Origin of the sequence: Neiella marina, from assembly GCF_002165625.1 — a bacterium.
GTDB lineage: Bacteria > Pseudomonadota > Gammaproteobacteria > Enterobacterales > Neiellaceae > Neiella > Neiella marina.
In genome coordinates this window covers 15161-37463 of record NZ_NGNS01000022.1, presented here as the reverse complement: position 1 = coordinate 37463, position 22303 = coordinate 15161, and the positions used below count along the sequence as shown (strand labels likewise).

20 protein-coding genes are annotated in these 22303 nt (G+C 49.5%); 14 read left to right on the top strand and 6 right to left on the bottom strand.

Annotated features, from left to right (window positions below; translation table 11 throughout):
• Positions 1–97: 97 nt before the first annotated feature.
• From CBE68_RS15040 to CBE68_RS15030, 3 genes are read left to right on the top strand one after another with little or no spacing between them, the layout of a single operon-like run.
• The gene (locus CBE68_RS15040; RefSeq protein ID WP_087506920.1) at positions 98–403 is read left to right on the top strand and encodes an aspartate/glutamate racemase family protein; all 306 of its coding nucleotides are present in this window, start codon (positions 98–100) and stop codon (positions 401–403) included.
• 25 nt (positions 404–428) lie between these two features.
• Positions 429–968: a hypothetical protein gene (locus tag CBE68_RS15035; protein WP_087506919.1), complete on the top strand. Its 540-nt coding sequence runs from the start codon at positions 429–431 to the stop codon at positions 966–968.
• Positions 969–1016: 48 nt separating this feature from the next.
• On the top strand, positions 1017–1619 hold the full coding sequence (locus tag CBE68_RS15030; RefSeq protein WP_087506918.1) for a DJ-1/PfpI family protein: 603 nt from the start codon (positions 1017–1019) through the stop codon (positions 1617–1619).
• On the opposite strand, the gene CBE68_RS15025 is transcribed toward CBE68_RS15030, so the two are convergent.
• Entirely contained in the window at positions 1616–2557 is a 942-nt protein-coding gene (locus CBE68_RS15025; RefSeq protein WP_087506917.1) for an AEC family transporter, read from the bottom strand. The genes CBE68_RS15030 and CBE68_RS15025 overlap by 4 nt on opposite strands.
• 176 nt (positions 2558–2733) lie before the next feature.
• Here CBE68_RS15025 and CBE68_RS15020 point away from each other — a divergent pair, with 176 nt between their 5' ends.
• On the top strand, positions 2734–3291 hold the full coding sequence (locus CBE68_RS15020) for a sugar O-acetyltransferase (protein ID WP_143824582.1): 558 nt from the start codon (positions 2734–2736) through the stop codon (positions 3289–3291).
• Here CBE68_RS15020 and CBE68_RS15015 read toward each other — a convergent pair.
• Both CBE68_RS15015 and CBE68_RS15010 read right to left on the bottom strand, forming a co-directional pair.
• Entirely contained in the window at positions 3288–4610 is a 1323-nt protein-coding gene (locus tag CBE68_RS15015) for an NTP/NDP exchange transporter (protein WP_087506916.1), read from the bottom strand. The two genes, CBE68_RS15020 and CBE68_RS15015, sit on opposite strands and share 4 nt — an antisense overlap.
• Entirely contained in the window at positions 4610–6430 is a 1821-nt protein-coding gene (locus tag CBE68_RS15010) for a metallophosphoesterase (RefSeq protein ID WP_087506915.1), read from the bottom strand. Before CBE68_RS15010 ends, CBE68_RS15015 begins: the two co-directional genes overlap by 1 nt.
• A 240-nt stretch (positions 6431–6670) precedes the next feature.
• On the opposite strand from CBE68_RS15010, the gene CBE68_RS15005 reads away from it, so the two are divergent.
• The 8 genes from CBE68_RS15005 to CBE68_RS14970 all read left to right on the top strand — a co-directional run bounded on the left by CBE68_RS15005 (position 6671) and on the right by CBE68_RS14970 (position 16318).
• Positions 6671–7693 (top strand): alpha/beta fold hydrolase, encoded by a 1023-nt coding sequence (locus CBE68_RS15005; protein WP_087506914.1) that lies wholly within the window; start codon positions 6671–6673, stop codon positions 7691–7693.
• Between the two features lie 201 nt (positions 7694–7894).
• Entirely contained in the window at positions 7895–9283 is a 1389-nt protein-coding gene (locus CBE68_RS15000) for a family 16 glycosylhydrolase (protein ID WP_229744701.1), read from the top strand.
• A 498-nt stretch (positions 9284–9781) separates the two neighbouring features.
• Positions 9782–11221 carry a nitrogenase iron-molybdenum cofactor biosynthesis protein NifE gene (gene nifE, locus CBE68_RS14995; protein ID WP_087506913.1) on the top strand — a complete coding sequence of 480 codons (1440 nt, stop codon included), beginning with the start codon at positions 9782–9784 and terminating at the stop codon, positions 11219–11221.
• A 2-nt stretch (positions 11222–11223) separates the two neighbouring features.
• Positions 11224–12627 (top strand): nitrogenase iron-molybdenum cofactor biosynthesis protein NifN, encoded by a 1404-nt coding sequence (gene nifN / locus CBE68_RS14990; RefSeq protein ID WP_087506912.1) that lies wholly within the window; start codon positions 11224–11226, stop codon positions 12625–12627.
• Positions 12627–13109, top strand: a complete 483-nt coding sequence (locus CBE68_RS14985; RefSeq protein ID WP_158100628.1) for a NifB/NifX family molybdenum-iron cluster-binding protein — start codon at positions 12627–12629, stop codon at positions 13107–13109. Before nifN ends, CBE68_RS14985 begins: the two co-directional genes overlap by 1 nt.
• Before the next feature lie 50 nt (positions 13110–13159).
• Positions 13160–13462, top strand: a complete 303-nt coding sequence (gene fdxB / locus CBE68_RS14980) for a ferredoxin III, nif-specific (protein WP_087506910.1) — start codon at positions 13160–13162, stop codon at positions 13460–13462.
• A 9-nt stretch (positions 13463–13471) separates the two neighbouring features.
• Entirely contained in the window at positions 13472–13996 is a 525-nt protein-coding gene (locus CBE68_RS14975) for a SoxR reducing system RseC family protein (RefSeq protein WP_087506909.1), read from the top strand.
• 354 nt (positions 13997–14350) lie between these two features.
• Positions 14351–16318, top strand: coding sequence for a methyl-accepting chemotaxis protein (locus CBE68_RS14970; protein WP_158100627.1), 1968 nt, complete (start codon positions 14351–14353; stop codon positions 16316–16318).
• Between the two features lie 70 nt (positions 16319–16388).
• Here the strand turns inward: CBE68_RS14970 and CBE68_RS14965 are convergent, their stop codons facing one another.
• The 3 genes from CBE68_RS14965 to cmoA all read right to left on the bottom strand — a co-directional run bounded on the left by CBE68_RS14965 (position 16389) and on the right by cmoA (position 19313).
• Positions 16389–17447: a phosphotransferase gene (locus CBE68_RS14965; protein ID WP_087506907.1), complete on the bottom strand. Its 1059-nt coding sequence runs from the start codon at positions 17445–17447 to the stop codon at positions 16389–16391.
• A gap of 126 nt (positions 17448–17573) precedes the next feature.
• Entirely contained in the window at positions 17574–18548 is a 975-nt protein-coding gene (cmoB, locus tag CBE68_RS14960) for a tRNA 5-methoxyuridine(34)/uridine 5-oxyacetic acid(34) synthase CmoB (RefSeq protein WP_087506906.1), read from the bottom strand.
• A gap of 36 nt (positions 18549–18584) precedes the next feature.
• Positions 18585–19313 (bottom strand): carboxy-S-adenosyl-L-methionine synthase CmoA, encoded by a 729-nt coding sequence (gene cmoA, locus CBE68_RS14955; protein WP_087506905.1) that lies wholly within the window; start codon positions 19311–19313, stop codon positions 18585–18587.
• Positions 19314–20177: 864 nt separating this feature from the next.
• Here cmoA and CBE68_RS14950 point away from each other — a divergent pair.
• Together CBE68_RS14950 and aspS are read left to right on the top strand one after the other, a co-directional pair.
• Entirely contained in the window at positions 20178–20411 is a 234-nt protein-coding gene (locus CBE68_RS14950) for an FmdB family zinc ribbon protein (RefSeq protein WP_087506904.1), read from the top strand.
• A 105-nt stretch (positions 20412–20516) separates the two neighbouring features.
• Positions 20517–22283 carry an aspartate--tRNA ligase gene (aspS, locus tag CBE68_RS14945; protein WP_087506903.1) on the top strand — a complete coding sequence of 589 codons (1767 nt, stop codon included), beginning with the start codon at positions 20517–20519 and terminating at the stop codon, positions 22281–22283.
• Positions 22284–22303 lie beyond the last annotated feature (20 nt).

The window sequence follows — 22303 nt, the reverse complement described above, 5'->3', positions numbered from 1 at the left end:
TTATCGGTTCATTAATTTATGGTTGACGGTAACATGGTGATAAGTGAGCTCATTGTTAGCTAGGCGCACAAGGGGGAAGCGATGAAAACCATAAACCATGGAGCAGGACTTCTATAAACGCCGGTTACAGGACCAACAAATCGAGGTTTGTATTCCCAATGATGACGACCGAGCGGAGGTACATCGGGTGATTTACCAAGAGTTGTGTCAGGGGCAATTGAGTGCCCAATCGAAACAGCATTACTTAGAGGTAATAGATAAGCTCGCTGCTCAAGGAGCCCAAGCTGTGATTTTGGGCTGTACCGAAATATCCATGCTGCTAAGCTCTACCGATACCAGCATTCCGTTAATTGATACCACTGCCGTGCATGCCAATAAAGCAGTTGAGTTAGCGCTGTCTTGATCGTCATAAAGAGTCGAATAGAGTCATGATCATTGAACAACAAATCCCCCTACTTGAGTCCATCTTCGCTGACTGGCAACAAGTGATCGGCGACGAGTACCTTGGCTACCGCAATCACGTTTATCGGATGGTTCACTTTTGCTTCGCCCTGCGCCAGTGTTCCGATGAGGAACGGGAAAAGATCATGATTGCCGGCGCCTTTCACGACTTAGGTATTTGGATTGAGGATACCGTTGATTATATTCCGCCGTCGTTGCCGCCCGCCAAAGCCTATTTGGCAAGTCGAGGCCTTGAGCACTGGTGGGATGAAATTCAACTGATGATCACTGAACATCATAAAGTGCGGCAATATCGAGATAGTGACTACCCGCTAGTGGAACTATTTAGGCGCGGTGACTTGGTGGACTTTTCCTTTGGCATGGTCAAATTTGGCTTGGATAAAGCCGTTATCGAACAGGTCAAACAGGCCTTCCCTAATGCTAGCTTTCACAAGAATCTTGGCAAACGGGCTTGGCGTTGGTTTCTCAAGCACCCGTTTAATCCAGCGCCAATGATGAAGTGGTAGTAAGCGCTTCATCATCCTCCTAACTAAAACTAGAAAAATGGTGCCTGAATGAAAGTCGCGATTTACCTATATGAGCAAGCTGAAGTCATGGACTTCGCAGGGCCGTTTGAAGTGTTTTCCACGGCGTCTCGAATGCTGAGCCAATTGCGCACTGAACAGGCATTGGAGGTGTTTTTAGTGAGCGAGCGGGTTGAGCCGATTGCCGCGCGCAACGGTTTTTTGGTGACACCACATCATGACTTTGCCTCAGCGCCAGATATCGACGTGCTGATTGTGCCCGGTGGCGTCCATCAGTACCAAATGAAACAGCAATCAACCCTGCAATGGATTCAACAAGTTGCACCGAACTGTCGGATTATTGCATCGGTTTGTACCGGTGCGTTTTTGCTGGCTGCAGCGGGGCTGTTGGACAAGCTGACTGTAACCACGCATTGGCAAGACTGCTCCGACTTGCAGCAACAATTTCCCGCGCTGAAGGTAGTTGACGGTCCTCGCTGGGTAGAACAGGGCAATATCATCACCTCTGCGGGTATTGCCGCCGGTATTGATATGAGCTTCCATTTGTTGACACGACTGGTTAACCCATCACTAGCGCAAGTGACGGCAAAGCAAATGGATTATCCTTGGGCCGCGGATGATGGCAGCGACTAAATTAATCCAAATGAGCGGAGCGCTAACAAGCCTAGTGTGGTTGTGATAATGGCAAACACTGTGGTGACGGCAATGATGTCGGCGGCCAAATCAGCATCTCCGGCCATTTGTTTGGCCATGACAAAACTGGCAGTGGCAGACGGGGTGGCCATCATCAAATAGAGAATACCCAAACTGACATCGCGAAAACCAAGCATTGCGCCGCACAGCACAGAAAAAGCTGGTAGCAATACCAGCTTTACCAACGAGGCTTGAACGATGAGGCTGCGATTACCTTTCAATCGTTCTAAGCTCAGTGAACCGCCAACGCACAGCAGTGCGAGCGGTAGTGTCATGTTGGCTAGATAGCGGCCACTGGTCATTAGCCAGTCAGGCAAACTGAAACGCATTAACGCCAGTGCTAAGCCTGCGGCAATTGCCAAGAATAGCGGGTTGGTAACCATTGAACGGACGGTTTGCTTGAGCAAGTTTTGGTCGGGGCGACTTTGAGCCGCACTGAGCACTACAATCGCCGTGAGGTTATAAACAATGGCGATAATGGCGAGGTAGATACCGGCAGGGGCCAATGCTTCGGTACCGAAGGCATTGACGATGGTTGCCAAGCCAATGATGCCCATGTTGCCGCGAAAACAGCCTTGCACAAAAACGCCGCGCTGGGCGGGTGCCATGTTGCGGCCATACCACCAAAGAATTGCGGTTGATACCACAGTGATGATGGTGGCGGTGGCAAGTAGTTTGGGCTGAATCAGTGCGGCGACATCAGCGTTGGCAACATTGAGGAATAACAAACAAGGCAAAGTGACGTTGAATACTAGGTTCGAGCCACTTTGAATAAAGTCAGCTGAGATCATGCCTCGGTGGCGGAACACGTAGCCTAGCACCATCATTAGTAAAATCGGTGTCGTAACCGAAAGAGAAAAACCAAAGGCTTGCAGCATCGATGAATAACCTTGTATGACCAATAATGGTTTCTTGGTAATAATACTGGTCTGTAATGTACCTCAAACTTGGCGATAATGCTTGTCGGTGATCATGACGTCTAACTATTTAGATAGTTGAGACAACTTGTTGACCTTGATCGCGGCGGCGGAACTTTTAACTATGCGGAGCGAAGATGCCATCCGAATTTGAAAAAATGCTTAACGGCGAATACTACAACCCGTTTGATCCTGAATTAACGGCGCTACGCAAAAACGCCAGGGAGCTATTCGAACGACTCAACCAGACCAGTATGGGGGAGTTGTCCAAACGCACCAAAATTATCAAATCACTGTTTGGTTCGACCGGTAAACGGATCTATGTGGAGTCGAATTTCCGTTGTGATTACGGCGTCAATATTCATGTCGGCGAAAATTTCTATGCCAATTTTGACTGCGTGATTTTAGATGTCGCAGAAGTACGAATTGGCGACAACTGCTTGATGGCACCGCAGGTAGGTATCTATACCCCGGGCCATCCGTTGGATCGCCAAGAACGCGTGAGCGGCCTTGAGTTCGGCTTGCCGATTACCATAGGCAACGACTGTTGGATCGGCGGCCATGCGGTGATCAATCCAGGGGTGACATTGGGTGATAATGTTGTCGTTGCGTCGGGCGCGGTAGTGACAAAAAGCTTTGGTGACAATGTGGTAATTGGTGGCAATCCAGCTCGGGTTTTGAAACAACTCGACTAGTCAGGGCGATGCAATTGGCGGTGGCGATTGCCGATATTGAGGGCTAAGACAATGACGATGACCGATACTGCGATGACGAAGTAAAGAAAACTCTTTGGTTGGATAGCTAACACGTTGATGCCGATAAATACCGTGAGCCCTTGCAACATATCGCCGCTGCGAAAACACAGGGTTTCAATCAAGGCTCTGGCTTCGTAGCGCTCTTGTCTTGAGGTTGGAATGTACAGCATTTGTTTGACTGTGTTCATCAACGAATAATCAAGGCTGTTCTCGACAATTTTGATGATTTTGAATAGTAATAGCGCACCAACAAACAACACTAAGCTGTAGCCAATAAATATGAAAAGCGGTACCAGCACCAGCGATAACTTGACCCCAAAGGTATTGATAAAACGGGACACCACGAAGAATTGCAATAGCGCGCTCGCAATGTTCACGGCCAAAAAATAATTGCTATAGAACTGCTTGATGTAGGCATTCTTTGAGAGTTCCACTGAACCCGAATCCAGCGCCAAATCATAGTTATGTTCGACCAACAAGCTAACCAAGTACTCGCCCAGTGAATTGGTCCAACTAAACAACAACACAAACAAGGCAATTAGCAACAGGTAGCGATTAGCCAACACTAGTTTAAAGGCGTTGAGCAGTTTGGGTTTGTCGGCTGCCGTATCGATTTTGAGCCGCACATGACTCGACTTTGCAAACAACACCGGAAACTGGGCAATTAGTAATGTGACCGCCGCTGCAGCCAGAATGATACGACTATCGAGCTCTGGTGGCAGTGCTTTGGCTGCCATTGCCCCTATCATCGAACCCATCGAAGCACCAAAAGCAATTAGGCCAAATAAGCGTTTGCCGTCTTCTTCATCGAGGCGATCGCTGGCATACGCCCAGAATTGGCTGAGAGCCAGGACACCAAATGCACCGAGCCAAATATAAAAAAACAGGCCAATAGCAAATCCTGCCATGCTCGCCAACAAAAACACCACGAATGACAAAATGAAAAATGAAATCACCGCGATCATAAATCGGCGGCTGGTGAAACGACGCGAAAATGCGCCGTAAGCTGGTACTAAAAACAGCAACAACAGCGCTTGGAAGGCGGTGGCGTAACTTTTTAACTCCGAACCTTGTTCAACCAATATCAGCTCTTCTCGCACCGGTTTGAGGATATATGCGGTGAACATCAGCATGAACAGAATAAAGAACAGCGACAGTACTTTTAGCCCTTCTCCCGAATGGACGTCGCCGCCAAGCCTGAGTACCCGTTCAAGCCACGAATACTCAGTTGGCGTTTGCTGTTCAGCGCTCGCAGCCATTATTTGGCTTTTCTCAGAATGTAATCACGACGTTTGATAATCGCGTTGATTTGGGTGCCATTGAGATAATCAGACAGCTCGGCTTTGAGGTTGTCCAATGTCAGGCTACGCAAACGCTTTTTATGGAGCTTGGATAAACGAAAAGTCGAACGGCGATACATCTTGGGCTTACCGACCGTATCGCCAAAGGCTTGTGAATGGTCGATGAACATGCCAAAGAACTCCTCGTCCCAAAGAATGTTGCCGTTATTGCGATCGATATTGAATATCAGGGTATCGAAATTGAGCATTAAACGAGTCCAGCCGAGCTCTTCACACATGCCCGTGTATTCGACTTTGTGGTCATTCTTGTGGTTGTCATCAATCAGATCTTCCACCCACAACTGAACCGCGCCTTCCTTGCCATCGATTGTCCGCAATACGGTCGGCGGAACCAGATTTTGTCCGAGCAGACGGTCGAGTTTGTAAGCGGCAACTTCAAATATGTAGCGGTCGCCGCTCTTGTTGAAGGTTTTAAACGAGGCGCGAAACTGCTTATCGTCTTGCTTTAAGGTGAGTACCCGAGAGCGAGTGACACCTTTGCCTATCGGTTGGTTATCAATAATCTCTGCGGTTGTTAAAAATGCTTCAACATCCTCATCTTTCATCCCTGGAGGGTTATGGCGAAAGCGTTCGGTTTCGGCAACGATGTTGGCGCTAAACTGGTTATTGAGGTGGTGGCTAGTGGTTTGTTGTTCGGAGCTCAATAGCGCGGACGGTGTGCCACCATAGTAATTGGTGAGCATGCCAGTGTCAGCTAAAATCACGGCGCCATCGACTCGGCTGACGACGCGTCGATACTTGACCGAATGACCGACAACGATATGGTCAATCTGATATTTTCGCTGGGCTTTTTCGACCGTGTAGGACTCTAATAGCTCAGGGCAAAAAGCGTTGCCGCGATACCAAAATGGACCGGTTTGGGAGAACAGCAAACTGTCTTGTGCTTCGATAAATTGCTGCGCTGCTTTATACCAAGGTTGGCGTTTGGCATTGCGGCTGTCCAAAAAGGCTAGCGCAGCAGCCTCGCCAGAATAATTATCAAGAGTGAAGGGTAAAATGCCGAACTCAATTAGCTCGTCAAAAGGTTGCTGATAGTCGGCTAATGCTTTGCTGGTTGCCTGATTTAGCTCGTCAATCGAAAGCTCCAGTGAATCCAGCGATAGGCCAGCATGAACATAAACTTGGTTGTTTATTTTGATTGCCGCACGACCATGCTGTCTGAGCCATTTGCCGATTTCGCCTTGTGGCGAGAAAGCCTGCACTAAACCGGTAAAACCGGGAGGGAAATTGGCTGCAAAATCACTTTCAAGATCGGTTTCGTTAGGGTACAAGCGGCTGTATTTACGAAATAATTCTTTGCGTTGTTGTTCTGAAGCCAAGTCTTTATAACTGGCAAATTCTGCTTCGCTGACATAACGGTAGTCACCTGTCATCAGCATGATTTCGTGGTTGCCCAGTAGTTGACTGTAACCACCGCCAGCAGCTTCGGCTTGGCGTTGAAGTTTCATCATCAACTCGACAACTTGACGCGAGCCAGCGCCTCGGTCGACCAAATCACCAAGGCTCACTAAGTGGCGTTTGCCACCTATCCAATCGAGGTTGTCGTCAATAACTTTAAGTTCTTTGAGCAGTGATGTGACTTGCTCGAATGCGCCATGCACATCACCGATTACGACTACTTCAGCATCTGTTTCAATGTGCTCGGCAAGCGAATAAACAGGCACCATCAACAGCGTCAACATGAGTGCCGAGAAGAGAGTTGATATCCGTTGTGCCATTGCTAAATTCCTTATCTGTGTCAGATGGTTAAAAGCTAGTAGGCGATAAGGAGGTGTGCAAGATTTAATCAAGGTATGAAGCCATTTCTGAGCTTGTGTTGGCTTTATTGGTTGAATCTGGTGAATCTGCCAAAATTGTTAACTTGGCGCATGTCACTTGATCGTCAGGGTATGCTAGGGTGACGGGGTTTGATCTAGTTTGTTGGGCCTGTGCCTGTTTGCCCGTTTAAGGAAGACGTAATGACTTGTTCCGCTAAGCTCTTGGCTGCTTTATTACTGTGCAGCGCTGGTTTCGCTCATAGCCAAGAACTGACTTCTGCTGCTCAGCCTGGAGTCGAAAGCGCTGCTGAAGAAACATCAAAGAAGCAAAGTGTCTCATCATCGGCCGATACGCCGGTGGCCAATATTGAACAGGGTGCATCCGCTGCAGCTGAAGAGAATACTAAACAACCTGCGCCGCTTGTTCTGCCTGCTCCTGAGCTAACCGAAGTCGAAGAAGGTGCATTCAGTGAAAATACCTTCAGCCTCGGTGACGTGTCGATTCACTACCGTACCATGGGCACTGGCTCGCCATTATTGTTGGTCCACGGCTTTCTCGATTCCGGCGAATTGTGGCAACCCTACTTAGAGCAGCTTGCCAAGCAGTTCCAAGTCATTGTTCCTGATCTGCGGGGTCATGGTTTGTCTACTAATCCGTCTGCCGTGTTTAGTTATCGCGAAGCGGCAGCAGACTTATCGGCTCTGATGGCGCACTTGAATATTGCCAAGTTCGATGCCGTTGGCTACGGCGAAGGTGCGCTAACGCTCACTCGGATGGCAATCGAGCAACCAAAACGAATCGGCAAGCTGGTATTGATCGGATCGGGCTCCTATCTGGCTGAATCAGCCCGTGAACAGCAACGCAAAGCGAAAGGCTTTAATCATTTTTCTAAGGCGTTCCAAAGCAAGCTAGTGGCGCTTCACCCAGGCGGCCAGCCGCAAGTTGACGCTTTGTTAGCGCAATATCGAGCGCTGGCAGCTGACTATCAGCAACCTAACTTTTCGCCGCCGCAACTGCAGAAAATTGTTGCTGATACCTTGATGATCAATGGTCAACACGACAAGTACTTCCCAATAGAGCCTGTATTGGACCAACATCGGCACCTGAAGAACTCGAGCTTGTGGTTAATTCCTGACCGCAACCACGATCTGGTGTTTTATGGTGCACCGAAACCGTTAGAGCAGGAATTTCTGCGCGTATTGTTCGGTCATTTGCAAAAGTAATCACCTCTCTCGCTTGTCGCCGTTTAGCGATCTGGTGAACGGCGGCGAGCTTTCCCCTATGTTCCGTTAACACTCAATGATAGCTCGATCACAGTCTGATAGATGGCTGTGATTAACTATTGTAAGCGCTTACATGTGTCGTTAATTTATTCCTCAAATTAGGCCTTAGATGATGGCTATTGTTATTTGGAGTAATTTTCCGTGTTTTCTAAATGTAAGTTTGTCACTGCTGTGGTGGCAGGACTATTGGTGGGGTGCAGTGGTAGTAAAGATGATTCAGCTTCGCCCCAGAAGGCTAGCCCTGAGCAGGGACAGTTCTATCAGCTCAATCAGTCCCTGACGTCTAGCCAAGCCGTTGCTTGGGCAATGAATGTCGGTGGTGGTGACTACTGTGGTAATGATGGTATTCACTATCAGGCTGATGATGGCAGTATCGGTGGTAGCGAGGGCGTCATTTCTGAGATCTTAGGCTCTCAAGATCCAGAGCTATTTAAAAGCTACCGGCAAGGCAAACTGACTATTGCCAAACCACTGGCTAATGGCATTTACGATGTCACATTTAAATTTGCTGAGCCCAACGACATTGAGCAATATGGTCGGGTGTTTGATGTCTTAGCTGAAGGCCAAATTGTGGTGCCGCAACTGGCGGTTCGCCGAGAGCGAGATGGCAACTTCCGCTCAGCATTGGTTCGCACCGTGACTAATGTTGAAGTCACTGATGGGGTGTTAAACATCGATTTTGCTGCTTCTGCTGGTGAGCCATTGCTAAATGGCATTGTGGTGCGGCCCAAGTGGCACGATCCGCAAGAGTGGCAATTGGTTTGGAACGATGAATTTGATTATTCGGGTGCGCCCGATCCGAACAAGTGGAATTACGATATTTGGCCTGCGGGTAAAGTCAATGCTGAAGATCAGGCGTATACCGATCGGTTGCAAAACGTTCGGGTTGAGAATGGCCACTTGATTATTGAAGCGTTAAAAGAGCAGTACGACAATGCCCAGTATACCTCGGGCCGCATCCATTCCCGCGGCAAAGGTGACTTTTTGTACGGCCGCGCCGAGATCCGAGCAAAGTTGCCAGCAGGACAAGGCTCTTGGCCCGCCATCTGGATGTTGCCGTCTGATCCCTTCACCTACGCAACGACCTGCAGCACCGAAGCCGAGTGGCAAGGCAGCTCAACCTGTGACGCTTGGCCTAACTCGGGCGAAATCGATATCATGGAGCATGTCGGTTACGACATGAATCGAGTCCACGGCACTGTGCATAACAAAGCTTATTACTGGGTGAACTGGGAGCAGCGTAAGGGCGCCGTTGAAGGTAAAGATGTCAGTGAAGCCTTCCATGTCTACGCGCTCGAGTGGACACCAGAACGTATCGATGTTTACTTTGATGATACTTTGTACTTTAGCTACATGAATGATCATACCGGTTGGCAATCATGGCCCTATGATCACCCATTCCACTTGATCCTCAATATTGCCGTTGGCGGCGCATGGGGAAGCGCAGGCGGTCCGATCGATGACACCATTTTTCCACTGCAAATGGCTGTCGATTATGTCCGGGTATACCAGCGGCCGACCGCACACTAATGATCTTTGCACGGTAACAAGCGAGCCCACGTGGCTCGCTTTTTTGTGCCTAACGAACACAATAAAGTCTCCTTTGTCGTAAACCTTACAATATTTAAGTCAATTAAATCATTATGTTAGTGGAGGTCTGAAGTTTGCACTGGTTCCTATGAAGACTGTTTTAGCAAGAACGGACAATGGTTGCTTGGCATCAGGGCCTGTTGATCTCTGATGTATGTTTTTGCAGCAATTTATGGGGAATTTAGGCAAGGAAGCGGTTGCGACGTTGACTGGCTGTCAATAAGAAATCGCTGACGCAGAATAAATCACCCATAAATGCTGCCCTAAGGGTTCGTCAAAACACTCGTTTCGCGGCGTTGCTCGCTATTTGTATAGATGGCTATACGGCAAAGCTCGCGCCTTGCTCAAAAGAGTGTTTTGAACGAACAAAATTTATACATCAGAGATAAACAGACCCTAGCACCATTGAGCCGCTCTTTGCTTCTCAGGAGGAACCCAATGAAACGTAGTGAAATCGCCGAATTATTAGATGAACCCGCTTGCGAACACAATAAAGGTGACAAAAGCGGTTGTAGTCGGCCAACACCAGGTAACACCGCAGGAGGCTGCAGCTTCGATGGCGCACAAATCAGTTTGCTGCCGATTGCCGATGTTGCCCATATCATTCACGGACCCATTGCCTGTGCGGGGAATAGTTGGAACAACCGTGGCACCCGAGCCAATGGCCGAAATTTGTTTCGTTTGGGCTTTACCACTGACTTAAATGAACAAGATGTCATTATGGGCCGTGCCGAAAAGCGCTTGCTCCATGCCATCAAAGAGGTCATTGAGCGTCATGATCCGCCAGCAGTATTTGTCTACATGACCTGTGTACCTGCGCTTGAAGGTAACGATGTCGATGCCATTTGCGATTTAGCACAGCAACGTTGGCAGCGCCCAGTGATTGCCGTTGATGCCGCTGGCTTCTATGGCAATAAAAACTTGGGCAACCGAATCGCTGGTGATGTCATGGTGCGCAAAGTCATTGGTACCGCTGAGCCGCCACCTAAACCCGTGATGCGCCACGATCCGACCCGCAAAGTGCATGACATTGTGTTGATCGGCGAATACAACATTGCCGGTGAGTTTTGGCACATTTCACCGTTACTCGAACAACTCGGTTATCGAGTGCTGAGCTGCATGGCCGGTGACACTCGTTTTCACGAAATTCAAACCATGCATCGAGCCGATGCCGCCATGGTGGTTTGCTCGCGAGCACAAATCAATGTTGCCCGGATGCTGGAGCAGCGTTGGGGTATCCCCTGGTTTGAAGGGAGCTTTTATGGCCTTGAGGACACGTCAGAATCGCTTCGGCAATTTGCTCGTCTGATCGGTGATCCAAAACTGATTGCCGAAACTGAACAATTGATTGCCTTTAAGGAAATGGAAACCAAAGCGCTGTTGGCTCCTTATCGTGACCGGTTGCAAGGCAAACGGGCATTGGTCTACACCGGCGGGGTGAAATCTTGGTCAGTGGTCGCAGCACTGCAGCAGCTGGACATTGAAGTGGTTGCCACTGGCACAAAGAAATCAACCGAGCATGACAAAGCACGTATTCGCGAGATTATGGGCCCAGATGCGTTAATGCTGGATGAAGGCGGGGCGCGCAATTTATTGGATGTGGCTGCAGAGCACAACGCCGATCTAATGATTGCTGGTGGCCGCAACATGTACACCGCGCTCAAGGCCAAGATGCCATTTCTCGATATTAACCAAGAACGCGAGCATGCTTATGCTGGCTATGCCGGTTTGGTTAATTTGGCCAAGGAGCTATGCCGAACCTTGGAAAGTCCAATTTGGCAGCAAGTTCGAAGTACCGCGCCATGGCTTGAACCATCGGAATTGATCCATTTAAGTGTGGTCCGTCATCAAGGCCGTAACATCGCGCGGGAGCACTAATCATGGTGATTCGTAAAGTCAATAAGCGCGCTTTGGTTGAAAGACCTCTAAAGACCAGCCAACCGACCGGCGCGACGCTGGCGATGCTGGGGCTGGCCAACAGTATTCCATTGATGCACGGCTCTCAGGGCTGTGCAGCCTTTGCTAAGGTGTATTTGATCCAGCATTTTCGTGAACCGGTACCGCTGCAAAACACCGCTATCGATCAAGTTGCCGCCGTCATGGGCGGCGATGACAACCTGCTGAGTGCCATTGCTTTGCTGTGTGACAAACACCATCCGGATCTGATCGCAGTGATGACTACTGGCCTGACTGAAATGCAAGGGGCCGATATCGAGCGCATCGCCAAGCAATTTAGCCAGCAGTATCCGCAGCACAGTACCACTCGAGTAGTGACCATTAACACGCCTGATTTTACCGGCTCAATGCAGACCGGATACGCTGCCGCGGTTGATGCCCTTATTCGGCAAACAACGCGCCAAGCCACACGACCAACGGTGAGCCAATCAACGCGCGCATATTCCAATCACAGTTTGCAGCTCAACGTATTAGCAAGTAGTGCTTTAACGCCTGCTGATGTTGATCTATTGCAACGCTATATCGATGCCTTTGACATCGATGCCATCATGGTGCCGGACTTATCACAATCACTCGATGGCCATCTTGATGGCGATGATTTTTCTGCCACCAGCGCAGGAGGCACTGCTATTGAAGATATCGAGCGAATGGCAACCAGTGCGGCAACAATAGTGATTGGCGAGTCACTGCAAGCAACCGGTAAATGGTTGCAGCAGCACCATCAGGTGCCTTGCCATTTTGTCGGTAATGTCATGGGCTTAGCAGAAACCGATGGCTTGGTGCAGTTGCTGACGCAATTAAGTGGCAAGCCGGTGCCGAATTGGATTAACCGCAGCCGGCAACGACTGCAAGACGCGATGCTCGATTGCCACTTTGTACTTAGCCAGGCTGCTGTCGCCATTGCTGCCGAAACTGATTTGGCGGCAGGCTACCAAACTCTGTTGGCAGAACAGGGCATGGCGATCAAACGAATTGTTACCGCCACTGGCAGTGCAACGGCGGAGCACTGGCAAACAGATGACTGGGTTGTCGGTGATTTATCTGACATTGAACAGGTACTGGGTGAGGTAGAAGTGGTGGTTGGCAACAGCCATTGCGCTGCCCTTTGTGAACCGCAAGTACCTGTGCTTCGAGCTGGCTATCCATGCCATGACAAATATGGCAGTAGCGATACCTTGCAGCTTGGCTACGAAGGTAGTCGTGCCGTTTTGTTTGCGCTGGCCAATTGCTTGTACAAACATCATCACGATGAAGTGACCCCGCACTACTCAAAGTATCGATTTGAAGCAGCTGATACATTGTCGACTGTGGCGCGAGGTGCTGAATGATGAGTAGCGTTAATCCTCAGCGTAAGCTTCAGCTGGTAGCTGATTCGTCACAGCATTTCGAGCTGTTTGTGGCATTTGCCACCGATGATCAAGAACATATCAATCAACATTTTGGCACTTGCAAAGCGCTATCCATTTACGGCGTTGACCGTCATCAAGCGAGCGTTGCTGAAGTGGTCCAGTTCAGTCAATTGGCCAGTGGCCATGACCAAGGTAAGTTGCAAGCGAGATATGACGCCTTGCATGACTGCGCGGCGGTTTACTGCAATGCCATTGGCCCATCGGCTATCGCTCAACTTGTTAGTCAAGGGGTGCAGCCGCTGAAAGTGGCCGCTGGTCATGCCATTCAGCAAGCGATTACCGAACTTCAAATGCAACTCACTGAAGAGCCCAAAGGTTGGCTCGGTAAGGCCTTGCGGCGCGGTACTAGTCAGCACCATCAGAGTAAGGCACTCACTGATTTGCTGGATGAGAGTTGGTAACACACAGAATTCACTTAGGAACCTTTGTTTTAGAAAAAACGGAGAAAAACATGTCAGCCGAATTTATGGGGAAAACCCGCAGTGGTGACAGCTGGGAGCCGCAGTTTGTCACCGATATCGACCAATCAACCTGTATTGGCTGCGGTCGTTGTTACAAAGTCTGTCCACGGGATGTTTTCGATCTGGTCGAGCGTGAAATCGATGAAGACGATGACGCTTACGATGATTATGAAGACGATGTGATGATGGTGATGGATCTGAAAGATGCAGGTGATTGTATCGGCTGTAGTGCTTGCGCTCGTGTCTGTCCAAAAGCTTGCCATACCCACACGCCAGCGTCTGCCGTTGCGTAGGAAAACCTTATGACTGGGTCAACTGAACAGTATTCAAGTCCTGACTCTTTCAAGGCCCAGTCGTCTTCTGTTCATAGCAATGGTTCTGAGCCAGAACACCTTGGTGCGACCTTGCAGGTGGTTGCTGTTACCGAGCACTACGTACTTGCTAATGGCCAGCGGCAAGGGGGTTGCAGCAAGTGCCAGCAACGAAAGGGCTGCCCCTCCGGTGCCTTAGCCAAAGACGGCGAGTTCACCATCGAGCTACCTGCTAATGGGGATGTGCGAGTTGGCGATCAACTTGTGCTGCAATGCTCCGAGCGTCAATTGTTAGGCGCATTTGCAGTCCTGTTTGGTTTACCACTTGTCGGCATGGTTTTGCTGCCGTTGGCGCTCGAGTACTGGACTCAAGCAATTACCAATCAACTGCCCTTAATTACATTTATTGAAGTCAGCAGCGGATTTGCATTGGGAATGTTGTTCAGCAAGTTGTTGGCAAACAAAGTAAGTTGGCAAACTCACTATCAGACCAAAACCAATAAGTTAGCCAACTGACTTTCTGTAAACGTTTACGTTTTTGTCTTTCTGCTATCCCCCCTTTCTATCTCTCTCTTGTCGCGAGTTGCCGATAAAATAATGGCTATGTGTAACAAAAATGATCTTTAGCCTTGAACTGAGGTGATGTAACGGGTTACATTTTGTTTCAAATTGCAGTGACGGAATCACTTCATAAGAACAAGCCAGTTGTCATTGAAGCAAAGGGAATTGTCGATATGCAGTGCAGCTAAAGAGGCTAGGTTGTCCATGAGTTTGCTGAGCTCAACCAAAATAAATACTCGCATTGTCGCGTTAGTTCTAATCCCTTTAATCGCCACACTCCTGTTATCTGCTGAACGGATCAGTCAAGCGATGTCGAAAAAGACTGCCATGCAAGATCTTGAGTTGGTACTGAATTATGTTGATGTCGCGTCCCCACTCATTGTCGCGCTGCAGCAAGAGTGGTACTACACCCGTCTCTACATTGGTCCGGGCGCCGATGGCGACCCTCGCGGTAAAGAATTCAAATCGAGCTTGTTGGATCGACGCAGAGTCGCTCAAGCCGCTGAGAAGTTGTACGTGTCGTTTCTAGATGACAACCAACAAACTCTGGGCAGCTTTCCGACTCTTGCTGGTGATTTAGAACAGATCAAGGACTCACTATCTCGCTTCAAATATGTCCGAATGGCGGCAGATGAGCGAGTGAGGGGCTCAACACGCCATCAAGCTGAATTTGGTGAAAAGGTTTGGACCATGCCAGATATGGAGCGGCTGATCGCCAAGCTGATCAAATCGCTGACTCACATTGTCGTGCTCGCTTCCGAAGACCAGAAGCTTAGCCTGATGTCCAACGCGTTCTATAACTTGATTGAGGCCAGCTACGCCAATGCATTGCTAAATGGTTTTATTGATACCAGTTACACCGGTAACTACTCCTCGGCTTGGGCTTTTGGGATGATGAAAATCTTTGAGTCAAAGGAGCGAGCCTATCAGCAAATGTTTCTCAGTTTTGCCGATGATCACGGTAAACAGGTCTTTAACGATCAACTCATCAACACCAGCGATTATCGCCAAGCACTGAAGGCCTATAATTTTGCCGTCGAGAGTCACAAGGATCTGTCGGTAGGGATTCCCCTTGATGGTATCGACTGGCGCAGTACATCAGCCAATGTGTTTGCCGCCTATCAGCGCACGGCCGAAGCGGTGCTTGCCGAACTCATCGCAACCAAGAATGAGCGCGTGGCTGATGCGCAATCTATGTTGTACCAAACCATTGCGCTGGTGATTGTTCTGGTCATTGGTATTGTCGCCGTGTCGATCTGGATTGCTGGCAGCATTACCAACCCGCTGAAGAAGCTGGTGCTGAGTTTTAATCTGCTGGCTGACAATAAAGATATGTCGATTCGACTCAATGACTCCGGCAGCGATGAGTTGGCGGAACTAAGTCGAGCATTTAACAGTTTGGTGACGAGCTTCAACGATGCACTGGTGCGTGTGAAGGGGCATGCTGATGAAATGAATACCACCACGCATGATGTCGCTGAGGCAATGGCTGAGTCGTTACAATTATCTGCTCGACAACGTGAAGCCACTGATAGTGTGTCCGTTGCGGTTAATGAAATGACTGCGACGATTCAAGAAGTGTCGAGCATGGCACAGATGACCTCGCAAGCGGTCAACACAGCCCATGACACCTCAGTCAGCAGTGCCCAAAGTGCTGATGTCAGCCGCACCATGATGGAAAACTTAACGGTTGAACTGGGTAACACTAGCGATGTGGTGAATAACCTGAACGACGAGGCAACCCAAATCAGTAGTATCTTGAATGTGATTCAAGGCATTGCTGAACAAACCAACTTGTTGGCATTAAATGCGGCGATCGAAGCGGCACGAGCAGGTGAGATGGGTAGGGGCTTCGCTGTGGTTGCCGATGAAGTGAGAAGTTTGGCCGGCCGAACCCAAGAATCAACCGAGCAGATCCGCCAACAAATTGAGACCCTGTTGCATGGCGCTGAAGCGGCGACCAGCAATATGGCCTCGTTGCAAGCTGAAGGGAGCAGAGCGGTAGAGGCGGTGATTGAAACAACCTCGGCTTTCAATGCGATTAAGTCAGAGCTGGATAGCATCATGCAAATGGCTACTCAGATCGCGACCGCAACCGAAGAACAAACGTCAGTCTCGAACGAAATCAATCAGCGCATCACGGCGATTAGTGACGATTCTGCAGATTTAGCGAGCCAAGCGACCAAAACAGTGACCGCAACTGAATCGTTGACCACCAATGGTGACGATCTGCAGCGCTGTGTTGCTTTGTTTGAACTGGAGTCCACGCGCGCTTAAATGTGAGGCGTCGATAGCAAAAAGCCACGCTGACGCGTGGCTTTTTTTGTGTTGAGAATTGTTGAGCGAGTTAACCGATCACTTCTTGCGGCTCTTCAGACATAATTTGATGCAGTGCCGCCATGTCATGCTCTAGATTAATCATATCGCGCTGCAGCTTGCCGATGGTGACATCGCATTGATTATCAGTGACATCAAATTGATAGTCTGCCAATTGATGCAAAAAGTGCACTTCGGCCATTGCCACAAAGCATTGTCGTTCGGCCTCATTCAAAGGCTCGGCGACTTGCTCATAGTTTTCCAGAATCACTTGCAGGCTGTCTTGCCATGACTGCACACGTGAGTTGGCCATTGGTGTTAAAGAGAAGTGACTGTTTACACACAAGAAAGCTAACTGATAAAGATCATAAATCCGCAGATCTCGGCGAGCATCATCAAAATCAATACACGACACAAGCTTGTGCTCAGCGTCGAATAAGAAGTTTGAGGCCTGAATATCGCTGTGGATGATATTCTGCTGGCATTGAGCGAGCAGTTGCTCTGGCAAAATACGCGACAATCCCATGGCCTTTGGCATGGCGGTGTAGATCAACGATAGCATTGCAGCTGCGCATGGGTGGCTCTGTTCCAGTGTGTGTAACTCACAACGATAGGTCATCAAACGGTTGGTCAGTCCTTGCACGTCATGGCTGCAGATGTGAGTGGGCAGCAACTGCAATTCCTCATCTCTACCGGCACTATGAAAATTGGCCAGCAGCTGTGCGACTTGGGCAATGTGCCCTTCGGACAGCTGATTGTCGGTTGGTAACGGCGAACCTTCAACGAACTCTGTGACTACATATAACTCGGAATTTTGATATTCAGTAATCGGCTGTGACATCGAGTTGCTTAGCACCCGAGTGGTTGGGACGCCCTGCTGCGCCAGTTTAACTGTCAGTGCCACTTCTTGGCGGAGACGCTCAAGACTATTGTTTTGGATGTGGTGCTTTAGTGCCAGCCGTCCTCGCTGAGTGTCGACGAAAAATACTTCGTTGACACTCGATGAGGCGCAAATCTCTATATTCGACAACGGCTGAATGCCGTAATAAGAGAGAACTTCCTGTAGACGCTTTTGTATCGGCAAACTCATCGCAATTCTCAGCTCCAGACCTATCGGGTTAGACCTAAGTATTAGTCGCCAGTAATAATTTTGATAGCTTGATTAATGTGAGCCAGACTCAAAATTAATCATTGAATCTGGCTTGTTTGACCGAGATCACAGCGGCCGTTGAGCGGTGATGACTGCTCGCAGTGGCGCAGGGTAACCCTCGACCGTTTTGCTCTGGTCTGTCGGATCTAGAAAATCAGCCAAGCTTTCGTTGGTCATCCAATCAGTACGGCGTTGCTCTTCGATACTGGTTTGGTCTAAATCAACCAACTTGATGTGCTGAAAACCTATGCGTGACAGCCACAGTTGCAAGGCTTCTGCACTTGGCAGGAACCAAACATTGCGCATCTTGGCATAACGGTCGGTCGGCACTAGCACTTGATTGACATCACCTTCAATCACCAATGTTTCGAGCACTAACTGGCCGCCCGGATGCAGCAAATCATGCAGTTGCTGCAAGTGATCAATCGGCGACTTGCGGTGATACAGCACTCCCATCGAAAACACTGTATCAAAGGCCGCAAGCGGCGGCATTTGTTCAATGCCAAGCGGCAGCAAATGAATTCCCGCCGGATTGCCTGCGAGTCGTTTGATCGCCAAAAACTGCATTAAAAACAGCTCGGATGGGTCAATTCCGACCACCATGTTGGCGCCTTCGCCTTTCATCCGCCACATGTGATAACCATTGCCGCAACCGACATCGAGGATGGTTTTGCCAGCCAGCGGTGCTAAGTGAGGCTTTACACGATCCCATTTCCAGTCCGACCGCCACTCGGTATCAATGTGCAAGCCATGGACATGGTACGGGCCTTTGCGCCAGGGGTGGAATTGGGTCAGTAGCCCTTCAAGTTTGGCCTGCATACCAGAGTCAATACTGTCGTCGGTACCAATTCGGACCTGCTCACTAAAATCAACGTCTTGGCTAGCCAGCTCTGGTAGTTTGTTCAACACCCGCTGCCAGCCAGCAAACTTGGAATTGCGCAACTCGCGGTGCCAGCCTGCCAGTTGACTTGGCACAGTTTCAAGCCAATGACTGAGCTTGGTGTAGGGGAGTTCGCGGTATAAGTCGTCAAAATGAATCACGGTGAACCTATTTCATTTGGAGCAAGTTGATTGCAGTTATTTGAGGGCAACGATCGAACAGAAATTGTAGCTCTGATACCAAACGGAGGCGTGAGAAAAGCCTGCTTGCTGCAAACGTTGGAGATTGGTGTCTACGGTTTCAGTTTTCATGACGTTCTCCAGAGCGGTGCGTTTTTGCGATATTTCCAGCTCAGAATAGCCATTGGCGCGTTTGAACTCATGGTGTAAGTCGATCAGTACGTCGTTCATTACTGGATCAGCATGTTGAATCTTTTCCGATAGCAACAACATGCCGCCTTGATTCATTCCCGCTGCAATCTGACTCAATACATCTAACCGTTGTTCCGGCTCGATAAACTGCAGGGTAAAGTTCAGTACCACCATGGATGCATTGCTGATTTCGGTGTCTTGTAGGTTTTGGCAGCGCAGATCGACCGGCGTGTCGCCTCGGTAGCTATGAATATGTTGCTCGGCCCGCTCAAGCATGGCTTTGGAGTTATCAACCGACACAATCTGACAACCGGGTTGTTTATTGTGACGTCGCATCATCAAGGTTGCTGCGCCTAACGAACAGCCGAGATCATAGAGGTTCGAGTTGGCCTGAGCGTAGCGTTCGGTCAATAAACCTAGGGTGTGTAAAATGGTTTGGTAGCCTGGCACTGAGCGCTGAATCATGTCGGGAAAGACATCGGCAACGCGCTGATCGAAGTTGAAGTCAGCTACTTGCTGCTCAGAGGCGTAAATGTTGTCGGTTAATCGAGTCACGGACAAAATGGCAAATTCAAATAATTGGCTAGTCTAACCGAAGCAGGGGGCAGAGCTGAACCTCTTGAGCACAAATTGCTTCAGCTTTAGTTCGTTGCCAACAACCGAGCCTATGTCGGCAGCAAACAATGCCCTTCGGTGACGCTCGCGTCCATCCATGGATCGCTCTACACCCGACATCCATGTCGGCTGAAGCACCTCAGTGCATTATATGCTGCCTCTTTAAGTTATCGCGGACCACCTATCACACAGCACTCATGCTGTTCAGGAGTTGCTTGGGAGTTGGACCTAGGTGAAAAAATGCGCGGAACTGTCTAGAGCGGAATCAAGTGTCCTATATCAAAGCCTCTGCAGCAGGGAAGCTGCAGTGGAGCCATCAGGGACGATTTCTCGGCGTCTTTGATATTGGATACTTGATGCAGCTAGGCCGGAGGCTGACAACAGAGCTTTTGGGGCGGCAGTCAAGGGCACGCTTTAAGTCAAAGTGCAGCTGGCGATAACAAACCTCACCCCATGCTGACGCTCAAGCACATCCATGTGTCGCTCTGCATGCGGCATCCATGCCGCCTGAAGCAGCAAGTTGCGAGGTTTGCTATCTCTCAAGGGGATACCTGCACGTCCGATTCGGGAGCAGCTTGTAAGTTGGACCTAGGTGAAAAATGCACTGAGCTGTTGTCAGCAGCTGATACAACCGTTGCTCAAAGCACATTTGCCAATCGCCGCCACAATCACCAAATTCACCGCTCAAGCGCCTAGCACAGCGTAAGTGCTTTCAGTATAATTGCCCGCCGTTATTGATACCGTCGACAAGTTAGTTGCCAATTGAGTCACATTGATTGGCTATAAAGTTTAGAAAGACACGTTATGCCGATTTACGAGTACCGTTGTGACGATTGTGGTCACGAGTTAGAAAAGTTACAGAAAATGAGCGATGCACCGTTAACCGAGTGTCCAGCTTGCAACAACAGTAGCTTAAAAAAACTGATTTCAGCTGCTGGCTTTCGCTTATCCGGCTCTGGCTGGTATGAGACCGACTTTAAAAGTGGCAACAAGAAAAACTTGTCCGGTGATAAAAAATCAGACGCCAAGAGCGCCTGATTACTATCGAATTTAGAATTTGTGTGATCGCCCTTAAGGCCTTTACACAGAGCAAACATCACAGCATGAAATATCATGCTAAGTAACAAAATATAAGGGATACAGATGCGCACAGTTTATTGCGGTCAGGTTAATCTTGAACATGTTGAGCAATCCGTCACTTTGTGTGGCTGGGTAAACAAACGCCGCGACTTAGGTGGCCTGATCTTCGTTGACTTGCGCGATCGTGAAGGCATTGTTCAGGTCGTATTTGACCCTGACAACAAAGACGTGTTCGAAGTCGCCAACTCTCTGCGCAACGAATACTGTGTCCAGCTCACCGGTCAAGTGCGTGCTCGTCCAGAAAGCCAAATCAATAAGCAAATGGCAACCGGTGAAGTCGAACTGATTGCAACAGAACTAACTATTTTGAATGCCAGCGCACCGCTAGCGCTCGATTCCAACCAAGAAAACTCAGAAGAGCAGCGTCTCAAATATCGCTACTTAGACTTGCGTCGCCCAGTTATGAGCGATCGCATCAAGTTCCGCTCTAAAGTCACTAGCGCCGTTCGTCGCTTCTTGGACGACAATGGCTTTCTCGATATTGAAACCCCAATCCTAACCGCGGCAACACCTGAAGGTGCCCGCGACTACTTGGTGCCAAGCCGCACTCACAAAGGCAAGTTCTTTGCCTTGCCGCAATCACCTCAGTTGTTTAAGCAGCTGCTGATGATGTCCGGTTTCGACCGTTACTACCAAATCGTTAAGTGCTTCCGTGATGAAGACTTGCGTGCCGATCGCCAGCCTGAATTTACTCAGATTGATATCGAAACCTCGTTCATGACGTCGGCCGAAGTGATGGCTAAAACCGAAGAAATGATCCGCGACTTGTTCAAACAATTGCTGGACGTTGACTTGGGTCAGTTCCCATCGATGCCATACTCCGAAGCGATGCGCCGTTTTGGCTCGGACAAGCCAGATTTGCGTAACCCGCTGGAGCTGGTCGACGTTGCGGACTTGCTCAAAGAGGTTGAATTCAAAGTATTCTCTGGCCCTGCCAACGATCCTGAAGGTCGCGTCGCGGTCATTCGCGTGCCTGGCGGTGCAAGCTTGTCGCGCAAGCAAATTGACGAATACGGCAAGTACGTTGGCATTTATGGTGCCAAAGGTCTGGCGTGGATGAAGATTAACGGCGCCGCTGCCGGTGATGTGCAGTCGCCAATTGCCAAGTTCCTCAACGAAGACATCATTGCGCAATTGATTGCTCGCACTGAAGCTGCTGACGGTGACATCCTATTGTTCGGTGCTGATAACGAAACCGTCGTGGCGGAAGCCATGGGTGCGTTGCGTTTGAAGTTGGGCGAAGATTTTGAACTGGTAGAAGATTGCTGGAAGCCGCTTTGGGTGGTTGATTTCCCAATGTTCGAAAAACACGATGGCGGTTTAGCAGCCATTCACCACCCGTTTACTGCTCCAGTTGGGGTAACGCCAGAGCAGCTAGAAGCTGACCCTGCAAACGCGCTATCGGATGCCTACGACATGGTGTTGAATGGTGTTGAGTTAGGCGGAGGTTCGGTTCGTATTCACGATCAGGCGATGCAAGCTGCGGCCTTCCGCGTATTAGGCATTAGCGATGAAGAAGCTCGTGAGAAGTTTGGCTTCTTGCTCGACGCGCTGCAGTTCGGTGCGCCACCACATGCCGGTTTGGCCTTTGGTCTTGACCGCTTGATCATGTTAATGACCGGTGCCACTTCGATTCGTGACGTGATGGCATTCCCGAAAACCACGACGGCTGCTTGCCCGTTGACGGATGCGCCAAGTGTCGCCAACCCTGCGGCATTAGCCGAACTGGGCATTACTACCCAAGTTGAAGCAAAAGAAGACGACGCATAATTGTCGCCAGATATAGCGAA